Origin of the sequence: Stenotrophomonas sp. ZAC14D2_NAIMI4_7, from assembly GCF_003086675.1 — a bacterium.
In the GTDB taxonomy this organism is placed as follows: Bacteria; Pseudomonadota; Gammaproteobacteria; order Xanthomonadales; family Xanthomonadaceae; genus Stenotrophomonas.
Window position 1 is genome coordinate 1,859,467 of the sequence record NZ_CP025995.1, and the last position, 16,304, is coordinate 1,875,770.

15 protein-coding genes are annotated in these 16,304 nt (G+C 65.4%); 8 read left to right on the top strand and 7 right to left on the bottom strand.

The window, feature by feature from the left end; genetic code table 11:
• Positions 1–9: 9 nt before the first annotated feature.
• The 4 genes from C1922_RS08685 to ykgO all read right to left on the bottom strand — a co-directional run bounded on the left by C1922_RS08685 (position 10) and on the right by ykgO (position 2,818).
• The gene (locus tag C1922_RS08685) at positions 10–897 is read right to left on the bottom strand and encodes a carbon-nitrogen hydrolase (RefSeq protein WP_108749385.1); all 888 of its coding nucleotides are present in this window, start codon (positions 895–897) and stop codon (positions 10–12) included.
• 245 nt (positions 898–1,142) lie between these two features.
• On the bottom strand, positions 1,143–2,180 hold the full coding sequence (locus tag C1922_RS08690; protein ID WP_108749386.1) for an agmatine deiminase family protein: 1,038 nt from the start codon (positions 2,178–2,180) through the stop codon (positions 1,143–1,145).
• A gap of 39 nt (positions 2,181–2,219) precedes the next feature.
• On the bottom strand, positions 2,220–2,549 hold the full coding sequence (locus C1922_RS08695; RefSeq protein WP_108749387.1) for a hypothetical protein: 330 nt from the start codon (positions 2,547–2,549) through the stop codon (positions 2,220–2,222).
• Positions 2,550–2,692: 143 nt separating this feature from the next.
• On the bottom strand, positions 2,693–2,818 hold the full coding sequence (ykgO, locus tag C1922_RS08700) for a type B 50S ribosomal protein L36 (protein ID WP_005409283.1): 126 nt from the start codon (positions 2,816–2,818) through the stop codon (positions 2,693–2,695).
• A 197-nt stretch (positions 2,819–3,015) separates the two neighbouring features.
• Here ykgO and cmk point away from each other — a divergent pair, with 197 nt between their 5' ends.
• The 8 genes from cmk (at position 3,016) to galU (ending at position 11,304) form a co-directional block, all read left to right on the top strand.
• Positions 3,016–3,693: a (d)CMP kinase gene (gene cmk, locus C1922_RS08705; protein ID WP_108749388.1), complete on the top strand. Its 678-nt coding sequence runs from the start codon at positions 3,016–3,018 to the stop codon at positions 3,691–3,693.
• Positions 3,694–3,891: 198 nt separating this feature from the next.
• Positions 3,892–5,577, top strand: a complete 1,686-nt coding sequence (rpsA, locus tag C1922_RS08710) for a 30S ribosomal protein S1 (RefSeq protein WP_057498113.1) — start codon at positions 3,892–3,894, stop codon at positions 5,575–5,577.
• Between the two features lie 89 nt (positions 5,578–5,666).
• A complete protein-coding gene (locus tag C1922_RS08715; protein WP_005409286.1) occupies positions 5,667–5,972 on the top strand; it encodes an integration host factor subunit beta in 306 nt (101 codons plus the stop codon).
• A 77-nt stretch (positions 5,973–6,049) separates the two neighbouring features.
• Positions 6,050–6,334: a lipopolysaccharide assembly protein LapA domain-containing protein gene (locus C1922_RS08720; RefSeq protein ID WP_108749389.1), complete on the top strand. Its 285-nt coding sequence runs from the start codon at positions 6,050–6,052 to the stop codon at positions 6,332–6,334.
• A gap of 6 nt (positions 6,335–6,340) precedes the next feature.
• Positions 6,341–7,519, top strand: coding sequence for a lipopolysaccharide assembly protein LapB (gene lapB / locus C1922_RS08725; protein WP_108749390.1), 1,179 nt, complete (start codon positions 6,341–6,343; stop codon positions 7,517–7,519).
• 3 nt (positions 7,520–7,522) lie between these two features.
• Entirely contained in the window at positions 7,523–8,500 is a 978-nt protein-coding gene (locus C1922_RS08730) for a glycosyltransferase family 4 protein (protein ID WP_108749391.1), read from the top strand.
• Between the two features lie 15 nt (positions 8,501–8,515).
• Positions 8,516–10,426 (top strand): nucleoside-diphosphate sugar epimerase/dehydratase, encoded by a 1,911-nt coding sequence (locus C1922_RS08735; protein ID WP_164271348.1) that lies wholly within the window; start codon positions 8,516–8,518, stop codon positions 10,424–10,426.
• Positions 10,426–11,304, top strand: a complete 879-nt coding sequence (galU, locus tag C1922_RS08740; protein WP_108749392.1) for a UTP--glucose-1-phosphate uridylyltransferase GalU — start codon at positions 10,426–10,428, stop codon at positions 11,302–11,304. Before C1922_RS08735 ends, galU begins: the two co-directional genes overlap by 1 nt.
• 566 nt (positions 11,305–11,870) lie before the next feature.
• On the opposite strand, the gene C1922_RS08745 is transcribed toward galU, so the two are convergent.
• The 3 genes from C1922_RS08745 to C1922_RS08755 form a co-directional block, all read right to left on the bottom strand.
• On the bottom strand, positions 11,871–13,079 hold the full coding sequence (locus C1922_RS08745) for an acetyl-CoA C-acyltransferase (RefSeq protein WP_108749393.1): 1,209 nt from the start codon (positions 13,077–13,079) through the stop codon (positions 11,871–11,873).
• 135 nt (positions 13,080–13,214) lie between these two features.
• Positions 13,215–15,587, bottom strand: a complete 2,373-nt coding sequence (locus tag C1922_RS08750) for a 3-hydroxyacyl-CoA dehydrogenase/enoyl-CoA hydratase family protein (protein ID WP_108749394.1) — start codon at positions 15,585–15,587, stop codon at positions 13,215–13,217.
• Positions 15,588–15,613: 26 nt separating this feature from the next.
• A complete protein-coding gene (locus tag C1922_RS08755) occupies positions 15,614–16,279 on the bottom strand; it encodes a TetR family transcriptional regulator (RefSeq protein ID WP_108749395.1) in 666 nt (221 codons plus the stop codon).
• Positions 16,280–16,304: the final 25 nt, after the last annotated feature.

A 16,304-nucleotide genomic window follows, 5' to 3' on the forward strand; every position in this document is an offset into this window, starting at 1 on the left:
GTCTCCGGATCAGTCGATGTAGCGCTTCAGCAGATCACCGTACGCATCGATGCGACGGTCGCGCAGGAACGGCCAGATGCGACGCACGTGCTCGCTGCGCTGCAGGTCCACGTCGCACACCAATACGGTGGCATCAGTGCCGGCTTCGGCCAGGAATTCACCCTGCGGGCCCAGCACGTGGCTGTTGCCCCAGAACTGGATGCCCGACGCGCCCAGCGGCGAGGCTTCGTGGCCCACGCGGTTGCAGCTGAGCACGGGCAGGCCGTTGGCCACGGCATGGCCGCGGTGGCTGAGCACCCAAGCGTCGCGCTGGCGGGTCTTTTCATCCTGCACATCGTCCGGGTCCCAGCCGATGGCGGTGGGGTAGAGCAGCAGTTCGGCACCGGCCAGCGCCATCAGGCGTGCCGCTTCCGGGTACCACTGGTCCCAGCACACCAGCACGCCCAGGCGGCCCACCGAGGTATCGATCGGCTTGAAGCCGATGTCGCCCGGGGTGAAGTAGAACTTCTCGTAGAAGCCCGGGTCATCGGGGATGTGCATCTTGCGGTACTTGCCCAGCAGGGTGCCGTCCTTTTCGAACACCACGGCGGTGTTGTGGTACAGGCCGGCGGCGCGGCGCTCGAACAGCGAGCCGACCAGCACCACGCCATGCTTCCTGGCCAGCGCGCCCAGGCGTTCGGTGCTGGGGCCGGGAATCGGCTCGGCCAGGTCGAACTCGTCCACCGATTCGTGCTGGCAGAAGTACGGGCCGTTGTGCAGTTCCTGCAGCAGCACCAGTTTCGCGCCCTGCGCAGCCGCCTCGGCCACACGCGCTTCGATCACCGCCAGATTGGCGGCGGCATCGCCGTGGTTGCGCTCCTGGATCAGGGCGACGGTAAGGGGGCTGCGCGAGTTCATGCGGGGCGTTCCTGCGGGGGAAAACCTGCATGTTAGCGCGGATGGCGTGCCGCGGCGTGTTGGCCGCTGAATGGGCCGCCTTTGTAGAGTCGAGCCATGCTCGACTGCTCTTGGATCACGCCGCGCGCGAAAGCCGTAGCGTCGAGCTTGCTTGACTGGCGCTTCGCGTGGTCTACGTGGAAAGCCAGTCGAGCATGGCTCGACTCTACAAGGCGGTGCCGGGCGCGGAGCCCGGCGATGGTGCATCAGGCCTTCAGCAGGCCCTGCGGCAACTGCATGGTGATGCAGTGCAGGCTGCCGTTCTGCCAGATCAGCGAGCGGCAGGGCACCTGCACGATCTCGCGGCCCGGGTGGGCCAGGGCCAGCACGTCGCGGGCCAGGTCGTCGGCCGGATCGCCGTAGGCCGGCATCAGCACCGCACCATTGACGATCAGGTAGTTGGCGTACGACGCGGCCAGGCGGCGGCCTTCGTCGATCACCGGCTGCGCCCACGGCAGCGGGAACAGGCGGTACGGCTTGCCGTCCTTGGTGCGCAGCGCGGCCAGTTCGTTGCCCATCGCCTGCAGTTCGGCGTAGTGCGAATCGCTCTGGTCGTCGCAGGCCTGGTAGACGATGCTGTCAGCCGAGGCGAAGCGGGCCAGGGTATCGATGTGGGCGTCGGTGTCGTCGCCTTCCAGGTAACCATGGTCCAGCCACAGCACGCGGTCCTGCTGCAGCCAGTCGGCCAGGTCTGCGCTCAGGCTCTCGCGGTCGCGGTCCGGGTGGCGTTCGTGCAGGCACTTCCAGGTGGTCAGCAGGGTGCCTTCGCCATCGGTTTCAATGCCGCCGCCTTCCAGCGCGAAGGGAATGCTGCGCACCGGTGCGTCGTTGAACACACCGGCCTGGTCCAGCACGCCCACCAGCTGGTCGTCCAGGGTGGCGTCGAACTTGCCGCCCCAGCCGGTGAAGCGGAAGTCCAGCAGCTGGAAACCGCCGTCGGCGCGGCGCAGGGTGATCGGGCCCGAATCGCGCAGCCAGGTATCGTCGTAGGCCGCCGTGGTGAAGCGCACCTTGTCCATGTCGATGCGGTTGGAGCGCAGCCGCATTTCGGCATAGGTCTCCACATCGTCATCGGTCACGCAGATCAGCACCGGCTGGAAGCGGGTGATGGCCGCAACCAGGGCGATGTAGGTCTCCTCCACCTGGCCCAGGCGGTCGGCCCAGTCGGTGTCGGCGGTGGGCCAGGCAATCAGGACGCCGCTCTGGGCTTCCCATTCGGCAGGAAAACGAAGGTTCTGGTTCATGGTCTCGCTACACGGGCCCGCCACGGGCGGGGTGGGGGATCAACGGATCGGCGGTTTCGGGCCGATTTCGTTCGGGTCGGCCTGGTTGGCCACCACATCGATCACCTTCTGCTTTTCAAAGTAGACGGTGAACTGCGGGTAGACCCAGCGGTGGATGGTCGGCCACTGGCGCTTCTGGCCGCCGCGCGGCTGCAGCTGCTCGCTCGGCGCGCCGAACTGCGACTGCACCTGCTGCATGCTCTGGCCGCGGACGGGCAGGGCGGTGGCCGGCTTTTCACGGGCGCGGTCGATCAGCAGGGTGTCGGCCAGCGCCGGCGTGGCGGCGGCCAGGGTGGCCAGTACGGCCAGGGTGGACAGGTAACGCTTCATCTCGAACTACTCCCCAGTGGTCAAGAAAGGCGATTACAGCAAAAACGGCGGAAAAAAGCCGCATAAACAAAAAACCGCCCGAAGGCGGTTTTTTGCATCGGGTCGCCCCGCGTGGGGCAGCCTGGGCCCGAAGGCCGGAAGGCTTAGCGCTGGCGCGCCTTGAAACGCGGGTTCGACTTGCAGATGACGAAGATCTTGCCACGACGACGCACGACCTTGCAGTCACGGTGACGGGCCTTCGCCGACTTCAGGGAGGACAGGACTTTCATGGCATACCTCGGCGTAAACAGTAGTTGTTCGGGTGGAGCGTGGCCGCGATATGCGAAAGACAATCGGCAGTTGACGCTCGTTCAAGCCCGCCATTCTACCGGGCTTTTCTCCGTGGTTTCAAGTGGTTGCACGAAAGTCGCCGCGCAGGGCCTGTGGCAGGGGCTAGAATGGCCCCTTCACACGCGCAAGGACCCCCATGAATCCACTCGCTCCCGTCCTGACCATCGACGGCCCGTCCGGGGCTGGCAAGGGTACCATCAGCCGCATCGTGGCGCGCCGCATGGGCTGGCATTACCTGGATTCGGGCGCGTTGTACCGGGCGGTGGGCGTGGCGGCCAGCTGGGCCGATATCGACACCTCCGACGCCTCGGCTTTGGTGCGCTGCACCTTCGACACCCGCGTTCAGTTTGTTGAACAGGGCGATGCCATGCGCGTGCTGGTCAACGGCACCGATGCCACCGACGAGCTGCGCCTGGAGACCACCGGCGCGCTGGCCTCAGCCATTGCCGCCATTCCCGAGGTGCGTTCGGCGCTGAAAGAGCGCCAGCGCGCATTCAGGGAGCTGCCGGGCCTGGTCGCCGACGGCCGCGACATGGGCACCGTCATCTTTGCCGACGCCCCCTACAAGGTGTTCCTGACCGCCAGTGCCGAGGAGCGCGCCGAGCGCAGGCATAAGCAGTTGAAAGACAAGGGGGTTTCTGTTAGCTTTGATGACCTCCTGCGTGAGATCATGGCCCGCGACGCCCGTGATGCTCAGCGTACCGTGGCGCCCCTGAAGCCGGCAGACGATGCCGTCCTCATCGACACCACAGGCATCGGCATCGCAGATGTCGTTGCCAGAGTGATGGATCTGCTTCCGGTTCCGGCTGCCTGATCCGTTCGCGCAGGAGCGCTGCCAGCAACACCGGTGGTGGTCGCGCAATGCAGTGCTGTACAAGCTCCGTCGCGCAATGATGCGTGGCGGTTTTCCTACTACACACGACCTGCGTTTCCGGGGTCGACCAACAGGCGGGCGGTCGCCATTCCCCTGAAGGGGACGCCACCGACCCATGTGTCCAACAGAGTAAATCTAATGACCGAATCATTTGCCGAACTGTTTGAAGCCAGCCAGGCCAACCTGGCCAAGCTGAAGCCGGGCGCCATCGTCAGCGGTACCGTTGTTGAAGTCCGCGGCGACGTCGTGGTGATCAACGCTGGCCTGAAGTCCGAAGGCATCGTGCCGATCGAACAGTTCCGTAACGACGCTGGCGAAATCGACGTCGCCGAAGGCGACATCGTCAAGGTCGCCCTCGACTCGATCGAGAACGGCTTCGGCGAAACCGTCCTGTCGCGCGAGAAGGCCAAGCGCGCGATGGTGTGGGACGAGCTGGAAGAAGCGTTGGAAAAGAACGAAACCATCACCGGCCGCATCAGCGGCAAGGTCAAGGGTGGTTTCACCGTGGACATCAAGGATGTCCGCGCCTTCCTGCCGGGTTCCCTGGTCGATGTGCGCCCGGTGCGCGATCCGGCCTACCTGGAAGGCAAGGAGCTGGAATTCAAGCTCATCAAGCTGGACCGCAAGCGTAACAACGTCGTGGTCTCGCGCCGCGCTGTCGTCGAAAGCGAGCACTCGGAAGAGCGCGAGCAGCTGATGGACAAGCTGCAGGAAGGCGCGATCCTGAAGGGTGTCGTCAAGAACCTGACCGATTACGGCGCGTTCGTGGACCTGGGCGGTATCGACGGCCTGCTGCACATCACCGACATGGCATGGAAGCGCGTGCGCCATCCGTCCGAAGTCGTGAACGTCGGCGACGAGCTGGACGTGCGCGTGCTGAAGTTCGACCGCGAGCGCAACCGCGTTTCGCTGGGCCTGAAGCAGCTGGGCGAAGATCCGTGGGATAACATCGCCCGTCGTTACCCGGCCAACAGCCGCGTCTTCGGCAAGGTCTCCAACGTCACCGATTACGGCGCGTTCGTTGAGATCGAGCCGGGCGTCGAAGGCCTGGTGCACGTCTCCGAGATGGATTGGACCAACAAGAACGTCAACCCGTCCAAGGTTGTGCAGGTTGGTGACGAAGTCGAAGTGATGGTGCTGGACGTCGATGAAGAGCGTCGTCGTATCTCGCTGGGCATGAAGCAGGTTGCCGCCAATCCGTGGGAAACCTTCGCTGCCACCCACAAGAAGGGTGACAAGGTGTCGGGCCAGATCAAGTCGATCACCGACTTCGGCATCTTCATCGGTCTGGACGGCGGCATCGACGGCCTGGTCCACCTGTCCGACATCAGCTGGAACACCACCGGCGAAGACGTCGTTCGCAACTTCAAGAAGGGCGACACCCTGGACGCCGTTGTCCTGGCCGTCGATCCGGAACGCGAGCGCATCTCCCTGGGCGTGAAGCAGCTGGAGCAGGATCCGTTCGGCCAGTACATGGCTGCCAATCCGAAGGGCTCCAAGGTCGAAGGCGTGGTGAAGGAAGTCGACGCCAAGGGCGCGATCATCGAGCTGGCTGACGGCATCGAAGGTTACGTCTCGGCGCGCGACATCGCCAACGAGCGCGTTGACGACGCCACCCAGCACCTGAAGGTCGGCGACAAGGTCGAAGCCAAGTTCGTGGGCATGGACCGCAAGGGCCGCACCCTGCAGCTGTCGATCAAGGCCAAGGACGACGCTGAAATGCGCGAAGTGCTGGAGGAATACCAGTCCTCTTCGGCTTCCAGCGGCACCACCCAGCTGGGCGCGCTGCTGCGTGCACAGCTGAACGGCAACAAGTCCGAGTAATATCGGCCTGTAGCTGTTCGTTGTTTCCTGGACGGCCCGGGCATTGCCCGGGCCGTTTCAGGCTGAGTGACCCCTGATGTGAGCCGGCGATGACCAAATCCGAACTGATCGAAATCCTTGCGCGCCGCCAGGCGCACCTGAAGGCCGATGATGTCGATCTGGCGGTGAAGTCGTTGCTGGAAATGATGGGCGGTTCCCTCTCTGCCGGGGATCGCATCGAAATCCGTGGCTTTGGCAGCTTCTCGCTGCACTACCGGCCGCCGCGCCTGGGTCGCAACCCGAAGACCGGCGAATCGGTGGCCCTGCCGGGCAAGCACGTTCCCCATTTCAAGCCGGGCAAGGAACTGCGCGAGCGGGTCAGCAGCGTGCTGCCGCTGGACGCCGATCCGGCCTGAAGGTCCTGTCGCGCGACGACGTGCGATTTTTCCCGCCAGTCGGATAAGCTACAGGCTCCTGCCATTGGAGCTGTCGCATGAAGGTTTTCCGTCTGCTGGTGCTGCTGGCAGTCCTGATCCTTGGCCTGATCATCGGCGCGGTCAACATGACCGACATGTCGATCAACCTGTTGTTCACCCAGTTGCATACGTCGGTTGGCGTGGCGTTGATCGCCGCACTGCTGGTCGGCGTGGTCGTCGGTGCCGGGCTGGTGCTGGTAAGCGTGGTCATTCCGCTCTACAGCCAGTTGCGCCGCGCCAACAAGTCGGTGGCCGCCACGTCGGCCCCGGTCACTTCCCCCCAATCTTTTGATGGACGCTGATCGAAGATGGATTTCGTCACCGAGTGGTTCTGGTTTTTCCTGTTCGTGCCGCTGGCTGCTGTTGCAGGCTGGGTGATCGGCCGGCGTGGCGGTCAACGCCACGGTGACAACCAGGTCAGCCGCCTGTCCAGCACCTATTTCCGTGGCCTGAACTACCTGCTGAACGAGCAGCCGGACAAGGCCATCGAACTGTTCCTGCATATCGCCGAACTGGACAAGGAAACCTTCGAGACCCAGGTCGCGCTGGGCCATCTGTTCCGCCGCCGTGGCGAAGTCGACCGCGCCATCCGCCTGCACCAGGGGCTGGTGAACCGCAACGACCTGAGCGATGCGCAGCGCGTGCAGGCGCTGCTGGCACTCGGCGAGGACTACATGAAGTCCGGCCTGCTGGACCGTGCCGAAACCGTGTTCACCGAACTGGCGCAGCTGGACCAGCGTGCGCCGCAGGCGCTCAAGCACCTGATCGGCATCTACCAGGCCGAGCGCGATTGGGAAAAGGCGATCGACAACGCCACCCGCTTCGAAGAGGTGACCGGCGAGCCGATGGGCAAGCTGATCGGGCAGTTCGAATGCGAACTGGCCGAGCGCTTCCGTGGCGCCGGCAAGCTGGACGAGGCGAGGGCGGCCATCGCCCGCGCCTACCAGGCCGATGCCATGTCGGTGCGCGCCGGCATCATTGAAGGCCGTCTGGAAACGGATGCAGGCAATGCCGAAGCCGCCGTGCGCGCGTTCGAACGCGCCGCCCGCAACGACCCCGAATACCTGCCCGAGCTGCTGCCGGCGCTGATGGAGAACTACCGCAAGGTGGGCGACCTCGGCGGCGCACGTGCGTTCCTGTCGGAAATGACCGAACACTACCGTGGCATCGCCCCGGTTTTGGCGCTCACCCGCCTGATGGAAGAACAGGAAGGCGTGGCCCCGGCGCGTGCCTACCTGGGCCGCCAGTTGAAGGACCGCCCGTCGGTGCGTGGCGAATCGGCGCTGATCGATCTGACCCTGGCCGAAGGGGCCGATTCCACCGCCACCCTGCATGATCTGAAGCACATCACCGATCAGTTGCTGGTGCGCAACCCGGCCTACCGCTGCACGCGCTGCGGCTTCGGTGCGCGTACCCACCACTGGCAGTGCCCGAGCTGCAAGGAATGGGGCACCGTGAAGCCGCTGCTGAACTACGCGGTGCTCTGAGCCATGCCGTGGCTGGTGATGGGCGCGTTGCTGGGCCTGGCCCTGCTCAGCGCCGGTTTGACGTGGGCCGCAAGGGGCTACGCCCTGCGCCGGCAGTTGCTGGACCAGCCGGGCGAACGCCGCAGCCATAGCGTGGCCACCCCACGCGGTGGCGGCATCGCCATCGTCATCAGCCTGCTGGTGGCCGCCGGTGCCGCGATGTGGGCCTGGCCCGAAGCCGCAGGCAGTGTGCTGATCGCCAGCCTCGGGCTGGTGCTGGTGGCAGGCATCGGCTGGTGGGATGACCATCGCCCGCTGCCGGCGGTGCGTCGCCTGTGCGTGCACGTGGTCGCCGCCGCGCTGTTGGCCGGGCTGGTGAAGCTGCATGGCGGCAGCTGGCTGCTGGCCGCGCTGGTGCTGTTCTTCACTACCTCGCTCATCAACATCTGGAACTTCATGGATGGCATCAACGGCATCGCCAGCAGCCAGGCGGTGATCGCCGCGTTGGGGCTGGCGCCGTTGCTGCCATGGCCCTATTCATTGGCCGCGATTGCTCTGGGCCTGGCCTGCCTGGGTTTCCTGCCGTTCAATTTCCCGAAAGCGAAGATCTTCATGGGCGATGTTGGCAGCGGCGCCTTGGGCTATGCGGTGTCCGTGGTGCTGGCCATCGCCAGTCTGAAGACCAACATCCAGTGGATGCTGCTGCTGGTGCCGATTTCACCTTTCCTTGTGGACGCAGGCTTCACACTGTTGGCGCGCATGCTTTCCGGGCAACGCTGGATGGAACCCCACACCCAGCATGTCTACCAGCGCGCAGTGCAGGCAGGAGCCAGCCACGCACAGGTCACAGGGATGTACTTTGTTTTGGGCCTGTTCAGTATTACAGTGTTCAATGTCTGCTCCAGTTTGCAGCCGAGGTGGGAGGCTGTCGTAGCGGTCGCGTGGTTTGCCGCGCTGACTCTGCTCTGGCTCCTCCTGCGCAATGGATTGCGCAATCGATAAGGAATTAAGCGAAATATGTCTTCACCTTGGCGGGACAGAATCCTCGGTCTTTTGCCGCGCACGGCCATCGTCTGCCACGACCTGTTCATGGTCTGGGCCTGCTGGCAGCTGCTGCATGCCGGTCGCTACTCGATCCTGGCTGACGCCCCGGCGTTGCCGCTGTGGAATGTCGACACCACGCTGGTGCTGGCGCTGCAGGGCATCGTGTTCTGGCGCGTGGGCCTGTACCGCGGTCTGTGGCGTTTCGCCAGCGTCAGCGACCTGCTGAACATCTTCAAGGCCAGCTTCATCGGCCTGGTCGCCATCGTGCTGGTGCTGGCCTGGAAGCGCTTCAACGGCGTGCCCATGTCGGTGCTGGTCATCTATCCCTTCGCACTGTCGGCCCTGCTGGGTGCGCCGCGCCTGCTGTACCGCGCATGGAAGGACTACCAGTCGCTGCAGTCCGATTCGACCGCGCGGCGGGTGCTGATCCTCGGCGCCGGCCAGGCCGCCGAAACGCTGGTGCGCGACCTGCGCCGTTCCGGCAACTTCGAACCGGTGGGCCTGCTCGATGATGCCCCGCACCTGCGCGGCGCCAAGCTGCAGGGCCTGCCGATCCTGGGCACCCTGGACGATGCCCCGGCGGTGGTGCGCGAAAGCGCGGCCAAGCTGCTGGTCATCGCCATTCCCTCGCTCGATGCGGTGGGCATGCAGCGCGTGGTCGCCATCTGCGAAAGCACCGGCGTGCCGTTCCGCACCGTGCCCAAACTGAGCGACATCCTGCAGGGCCAGTCGCTGCCGGGCCAGTTGAAGGAAGTGGCGATCGAGGACCTGCTGGGTCGCAAGCCGATCATGCCCGACTGGAACCTGATCCGCGGCTGGCTGGGCGGGCGTACCGTCATGGTCACCGGCGCCGGTGGTTCCATCGGCTCGGAACTGTGCCGCCAGTGCGCGCGCCATGGCGCCGGCCGCATCGTGCTGGTGGAAATCAGCGAGCTGCTGCTGCTGACCATCGAAGGTGAGCTGCGCCGCAGCTTCCCCGATATCGAAGTGGAGGCCGTGCTTGGCGACTGTGGCGACCCGGCGGTGATGCGCCACGCGCTGTCGCTGCACCCGGTCGATACCGCCTTCCATGCCGCCGCGTACAAGCACGTGCCGGTGCTGGAACGGCAGCTGCGCGAAGCCGTGCGCAACAACATCCTGGCCACCGAGAACGTGGCACGCGCCTGCCTGGAAGCGCGCGTGGAGCATTTCGTGTTCATTTCCACCGACAAGGCGGTCGACCCGGTCAATGCGCTGGGCGCCAGCAAGCGCTATGCGGAAATGATCTGCCAGAGCCTGGACCAGAAGTCCACGCACACCCGTTTCGTGACCGTGCGCTTCGGCAACGTGCTGGCCTCGGCCGGCAGCGTGGTGCCGCTGTTCCGCGAACAGATCCTGCGCGGCGGCCCGGTCACGGTGACCGATCCGGAAGTGACCCGTTACTTCATGACCATTCCCGAGGCCTGCCAGCTGATCCTGCAGGCGGCCGCGTCGGCATCGCACGGTGCCATCTACACCCTGGACATGGGCGAGCCGGTGCCGATCCGCGTGCTGGCAGAGCAGATGATCCGCCTGGCCGGCAAGCAGCCGTACAAGGACATTCCGATCATCTACACCGGGCTGCGCCCGGGCGAGAAGCTGCACGAGACGCTGTTCTATTCCGACGAAGACTACCGCCCGACCTCGCACCCGAAGGTGCTGGAGGCCGGCGTGCGTACCTTCTCGCGTGATCTGGTGCTGGGCAACGTGCCCAAGCTGCGCGAGGCAACGGTGAGCTATGACACCGGCGCCATCCAGGAAATCCTGTTCGCGACCATGCCCGAGTTCTCGCCAATCGAACAAGATGCATACATCTCGTCCGCTAAAGTCGTGCCATTCCCCGCACGAGAGGCCAGCAGGCACTAATGAGCAAGCGCATTCGCAAGGCAGTTTTCCCGGTGGCAGGCCTGGGCACCCGTTTCCTGCCCGCTACCAAGACGGTTCCCAAGGAAATGCTGCCGATCATCGATCGGCCCCTCATCCAGTACGCGGTGGACGAGGCGATCGAAGCGGGCTGTGACACCCTGGTGTTCATCACCAACCGCTACAAGCACGCCGTGGCCGATTACTTCGACAAGGCCTACGAGCTGGAGCAGAAGCTGGAGCGCGCCGGCAAGCAGGAACAGCTGGAGCTGATCCGCCACGTGCTGCCTGAAGGCGTGCGCGCCATCTTCGTCACCCAGGCCGAGGCACTGGGCCTGGGCCATGCGGTGCTGTGCGCCAAGGCGGTGATCGGCGACGAGCCTTTCGCCGTGCTGCTGCCCGACGATCTGATCTGGAACCGCGGCGCCGGTGCGCTGAAGCAGATGGCCGATCTGAACGAGGCCAGCGGTGCCAGCGTCATTGCGGTGGAAGACGTGCCGCACGAGAAAACCGCCAGCTACGGCATCGTCGCCACCGAGGCGTTCGATGGCCGCAAGGGCCGTATTTCGCAGATCGTGGAAAAGCCCAAGCCGGAAGACGCGCCGAGCGATCTTGCGGTGGTGGGGCGCTACGTGCTGAGCCCGAAGATCTTCGATCTGCTGGAACAGACCGGCAGCGGTGCCGGTGGTGAGATCCAGCTGACCGATGCGATTGCCGCGCTGCTGGCGCAGGAGCCAGTGGATGCCTACCGCTTCGAGGGCACGCGGTTTGACTGCGGTACGCACCTGGGCCTGGTGGAAGCGACGATCCGCTTCGCGCTGGACAACCCGAAGCTGGCCGGTCCGGCCCGCGAGAAGCTGGCAGCGATGCTGGCGGAGTAAGGTTTTTCGAGCGCTCCGTCAGCGCCTTCCTGCCAAAGTGGGGAGCCGTGGGCAGTCCGCTGCAGGACACGCCGTAAACCCATCCCTGGGGCTCGATGGCGCCATCCATGGCGCCAACGGTCCTGCAGCGGACTGCCCACGCCTCTCGACAGTTTCCTGCGAGCGCGGACGGGAAGGGCGGAATCAAGGGCAAGAGCAAAAGCAAAAAGGCAGCCGATGGCTGCCTTTTCTGTTTCCGCGAGCGTCGAGTCGGGGTCAGATCGCTTTGCGCAGCAAAGGGCTCTGACCCCAGCTCTTGCCTTGCCTTTGCTCATCCCTCCGCCGCGCGGAATGATGGATGGCGCGGGTGGGTGAGGCTGACCGGGACTGTCAGCGGCATGGATGCCGCTGCCAAGCCCCCATGGGTGAGGGCGCTTTGCTTGCGAAGCACTGCTTCGCAAGCGCCCGAACGCACAGCCGCCAGCGGCTGGGCCGGACCCCGGAGGGGGGTTTACGGCGTGTCCCGGGCAGCCTCACCTACCCGGGCCCCGCAGCCAACCAGCAGTCAGCCGACAACGCTTTGAACCTTACAGCGCTTCGAAAATACCCGCCGCGCCCATGCCGGTGCCGATGCACATGGTCACCATGCCGTACTTCTGCTGGCGACGGCGCAGGCCGTGCAGCAGGGTGGCGGTACGGATCGCGCCGGTTGCGCCCAGCGGGTGGCCCAGGGCGATCGCGCCACCCAGCGGGTTCACCTTGCTCGGGTCCAGGCCGCAATCGCGGATCACCGCCAGCGACTGCGCGGCGAAGGCTTCGTTCAGTTCGATCCAGTCCAGCTGGTCCTGGGTCAGACCGGCCTGCTTCAGTGCCTTCGGAATCGCGGCGATCGGGCCGATGCCCATCACTTCCGGACGCACGCCGGCCACCGAGAAGCTGACGAAGCGGGCCAGCGGGGTCAGGCCGTAATCCTTGATCGCCTGTTCCGAGGCCAGCAGCACCGCGCCGGCACCGTCGCTCATCTGCGAGGAGTTGCCGGCGGTGACCGTGCCGCCGAACTGGCCGTTGCGGAACACCGGGCGCAGCTTGGCCAGGCCTTCGGCCGAGGAGTCCGGGCGCGGACCTTCGTCGGTGTCGGCGACCTTGTTGCGGGTGATGATGCGCTGGCCATCGGCCAGGTCCGGCAGGTGCGAGACGATCTCGTACGGGCTGATCTCATCCTTGAACTCGCCGTTCTGGATGGCGGCCATGGCCTTCTGGTGCGAGGCCAGGGCGAAGGCGTCCTGCTCTTCGCGCGAGACCTTCCACTCTTCGGCCACCTTCTCGGCGGTGATGCCCATGCCGTAGGCAATGGCCACGTGGTCGTTGTCGAACACGCTCGGCGCCATCGCGATCTTGTTGCCCATCATCGGCACCATCGACATCGATTCGGTGCCGCCGGCCAGCATCAGGTCGGCGTTGCCCAGGCGGATCGCATCGGCAGCCTGCGCCACGGCCTGCAGGCCGGAGGAGCAGAAGCGGTTCACGGTCTGCGCGGCGATGGTGTTGGGCAGGCCGGCCAGCAGCACGCCGATGCGCGCCACGTTCATGCCTTGCTCGGCTTCGGGCATGGCGCAGCCGATGATGGCGTCATCGATGCGGTTCACGTCCACGCCCGGGGCCTGGGCGACGACGCTGCGCAGCACGTGCGCAAGCATGTCGTCGGGGCGGGTGTTGCGGAACATGCCCTTGGGCGCCTTGCCCACCGGAGTACGGGTGGCGGCGACGATGTAGGCGTCCTGGATTTGCTTGGTCATTGCAGTGATCTCTTGAATAGGATTTGTAGAGTCGAGCCATGCTCGACTGCCACATCAGGGTGTGCCCACCAAGGTGGGCACCTACCAGAGGCGGAGGTGTGTCCACCAAGGTGGGCACCTACCAGAAGCAGGTAATCAGTTACGCAGCGGCTTGCCGGTCTTCAGCATGTGCGCGATGCGGGCCTGGGTCTTTTCCTGCTGGGCCAGTTCAACGAAATGCTTGCGCTCCAGGGTCAGCAGCCATTCTTCGTCCACCAGGGTGCCGCGGTCGACCTTGCCGCCGCACAGCACGGTGGCGATGCGCTCGGCAATCTCGTAGTCGTAGGGGCTGATGAAGCGGCCTTCCAGCATGTTGACCAGCATCATCTTGAAGGTGGCGATGCCCACGTCACCGGCCACCTGGATGCGGCGTGCGGGCAGCGGCGGGCGGTAACCGGCTTCGGCCAGCGCACGCGCTTCGGCCTTGGCGATGTACAGCGCCTCGTAGCTGTTGAATACCACCTTGTCGGTGCTGCGCAGCAGGCCCAGTTCCTTGGCGTTGACTGCCGAGTTGGACACCTTGGCCATCGCCACGGTCTCGAAGGTCTTCTTCAGTTCGGCGAACACATCACCGCCCGGGCCAGCGGCCTGCGAGGCGCGCACGGCCAGTTCCTTCAGGCCGCCACCGGCCGGCAGCAGGCCCACGCCGGCCTCGACCAGGCCGATGTAGCTTTCCAGGAAGGCCACGGTCTTGGCGCTGTGCATCTGGAACTCGCAGCCGCCGCCCAGGGCCAGGCCACGCACCGCAGCCACCACCGGCACCAGCGAGTACTTGATGCGCTGGCTGGTGCGCTGGAAGTTGGCGACCATTTCTTCGAACTGGTCGACCTTGCCGGCCTGCAGCAGGCCCAGCGCGCCGGCCAGGTCTGCACCGGCGGAGAAGGGTTCCTTCTGCTGCCAGATCACAAGGCCCTGGAAGTCCTTCTCGGCGCGGCTGACGCATTCCTGCAGGCCATCAAGCACCTGGTCGGACACGGTGTTCATCTTGGTCTTGAAGCTGACCACGGCAATGCCATCGCCGTCGTGCCACATGCGCAGGCCGTCGTTCTCGAACACAGTCTCGCCCGGCGCGAACTGCTCGCCCAGCAGCGGATCGGGGAAGCGCTGGCGCTGGTACACCGGCAGCGACGAACGCGGCAGCTTGGCGTTGCGCGACGGGCTGTAGCTGCCTTCGGCGGCGTGCACGCCGTCGCGGCCATCGAACACCCAATCCGGCAGCGGGGCGCTGCTCATGCTCTTGCCAGCGACGATGTCATCGGCGATCCACTGCGCCACCTGCTTCCAGCCGGCGGCCTGCCAGGTTTCGAACGGGCCCAGCGACCAGCCGTAGCCCCAGCGGATGGCCAGGTCGACGTCGCGCGCGGTTTCGGCGATATCGGCCAGGTGGTAGGCGCTGTAGTGGAACAGGTCGCGGAAGGTCGCCCACAGGAACTGCGCCTGCGGGTGCTGGCTCTCGCGCAGCTTGGCGAACTTTTCGGCCGGGTTTTTGATCTTCAGGATCTCGACCACCTCCGGGGCGGCGGTGCGATCGGCGGCGCGGTAGTCCTGCTTTTCCAGGTCCAGCACCACGATGTCCTTGCCGACCTTGCGGAAGATGCCGGCGCCGGTCTTCTGGCCGAGCGCGCCCTTGGCGATCAGCGCGTCCAGCCACTTCGGCGACTTGAAGAATTCATGCCAAGGATCGTTGGGCAGGGTGTCGCCCATGGTCTTGATGACGTGGGCCATGGTGTCCAGGCCGACCACGTCGGAGGTGCGGTAGGTAGCCGACTTCGGGCGGCCCACCAGCGGGCCGGTCAGGCCGTCCACTTCATCAAAGCCCAGGCCGAACTGCTGGGTGTGGTGGATGGTGGACAGGATCGAGAACACGCCGATGCGGTTGCCGATGAAGTTCGGGGTGTCCTTGGCGTACACCACGCCCTTGCCCAGGGTGGTGACCAGGAACGCTTCCAGACCTTCCAGCACGGCCTTGTCGGTGGTGGTGGCCGGAATCAGTTCGGCCAGGTGCATGTAGCGCGGCGGGTTGAAGAAGTGGACGCCGCAGAAACGGTGGCGCAGCTGCTCGGGCAGCACGGCGGCCAGCTTGTTGATGCCCAGGCCGGAGGTGTTGGAGGCCAGCACCGCGTGGTCGGCCACGAACGGGGCGATCTTCTTGTACAGGTCCTGCTTCCAGTCCATGCGCTCGGCAATGGCCTCAATGATCAGGTCGCAGTCCTTCAGCTGTTCCAGGCTGGTTTCGTAGTTGCCCGGGGTGATGGCTTCGGCCAGCGACTTGCTGGCCAGCGGCGCCGGGCTCAGCTTGCCCAGGTTGGCGATTGCCTTCAGCACGATGCCATCGGCCGGACCTTCCTTGGCAGGCAAGTCGAACAGCACGGTATCGACGCCGGCGTTGGTCAGGTGGGCGGCGATCTGGGCACCCATGACGCCGGCACCCAGCACGGCGGCGCGGCGGACTAGCAGGGAATTGGACATGGTGTAGGGCCTTTGTTGGTCAGCAGTTACTGGGTGGAATCAATGGAAGCGGGCAGGGCGCTGTCGCGTGCGGCGGCGCGGAACCCGGCTTCGGCGAAATGGATCAGTTCGTGGGCGGCATGGGCACGATGCGCCGCTTCGGTGACACCGGTGGGTCGCTTGATCAGCCCGAAGTCGGCCATGGCGTAGGTAAGCGAGCCGGCCAGGAAATCCAGCCGCCAGTACAGCTCTTCCTTGCTCAGGCCGGGCACGCATTCGGCAATGGCCTTGCCGAACGCGCGCAGCACGTGGCCGTAGTGGTCGGACAGGAACTTGCGCAGGTTGTCGTTCTTTTCGGCGTAGGCGCGGGCGATCACGCGCACGAAAGCGCCGCCGCTCTGGCGGTCCTGGGCCATGGCCAGTGCCGGTTCCACGAAGGCGGCCAGCACCGGGCGCAACTGGCCGGGGTGTTCGTTGCGGGCGCGCTCCAGCTGGGCCAGGCGCGCGGCGGTCATCTCGTCCATGCGGCGGCGGAACACCTCGTTGACCAGGTTTTCCTTGGAGCCGAAGTGGTAGTTCACCGCCGCGATGTTCACGTCGGCCTGGCTGGTGACCTGGCGCAGGGAAGTGCCGGCGAACCCGTGCTGGGCGAACAGCTCCTCGGCAGCACCGAGGATCCGGTCCTTGGTCGAGAAGTGGGCGGGTTTGGCCATGGGGCGGCGGACCTTAATCAAACGA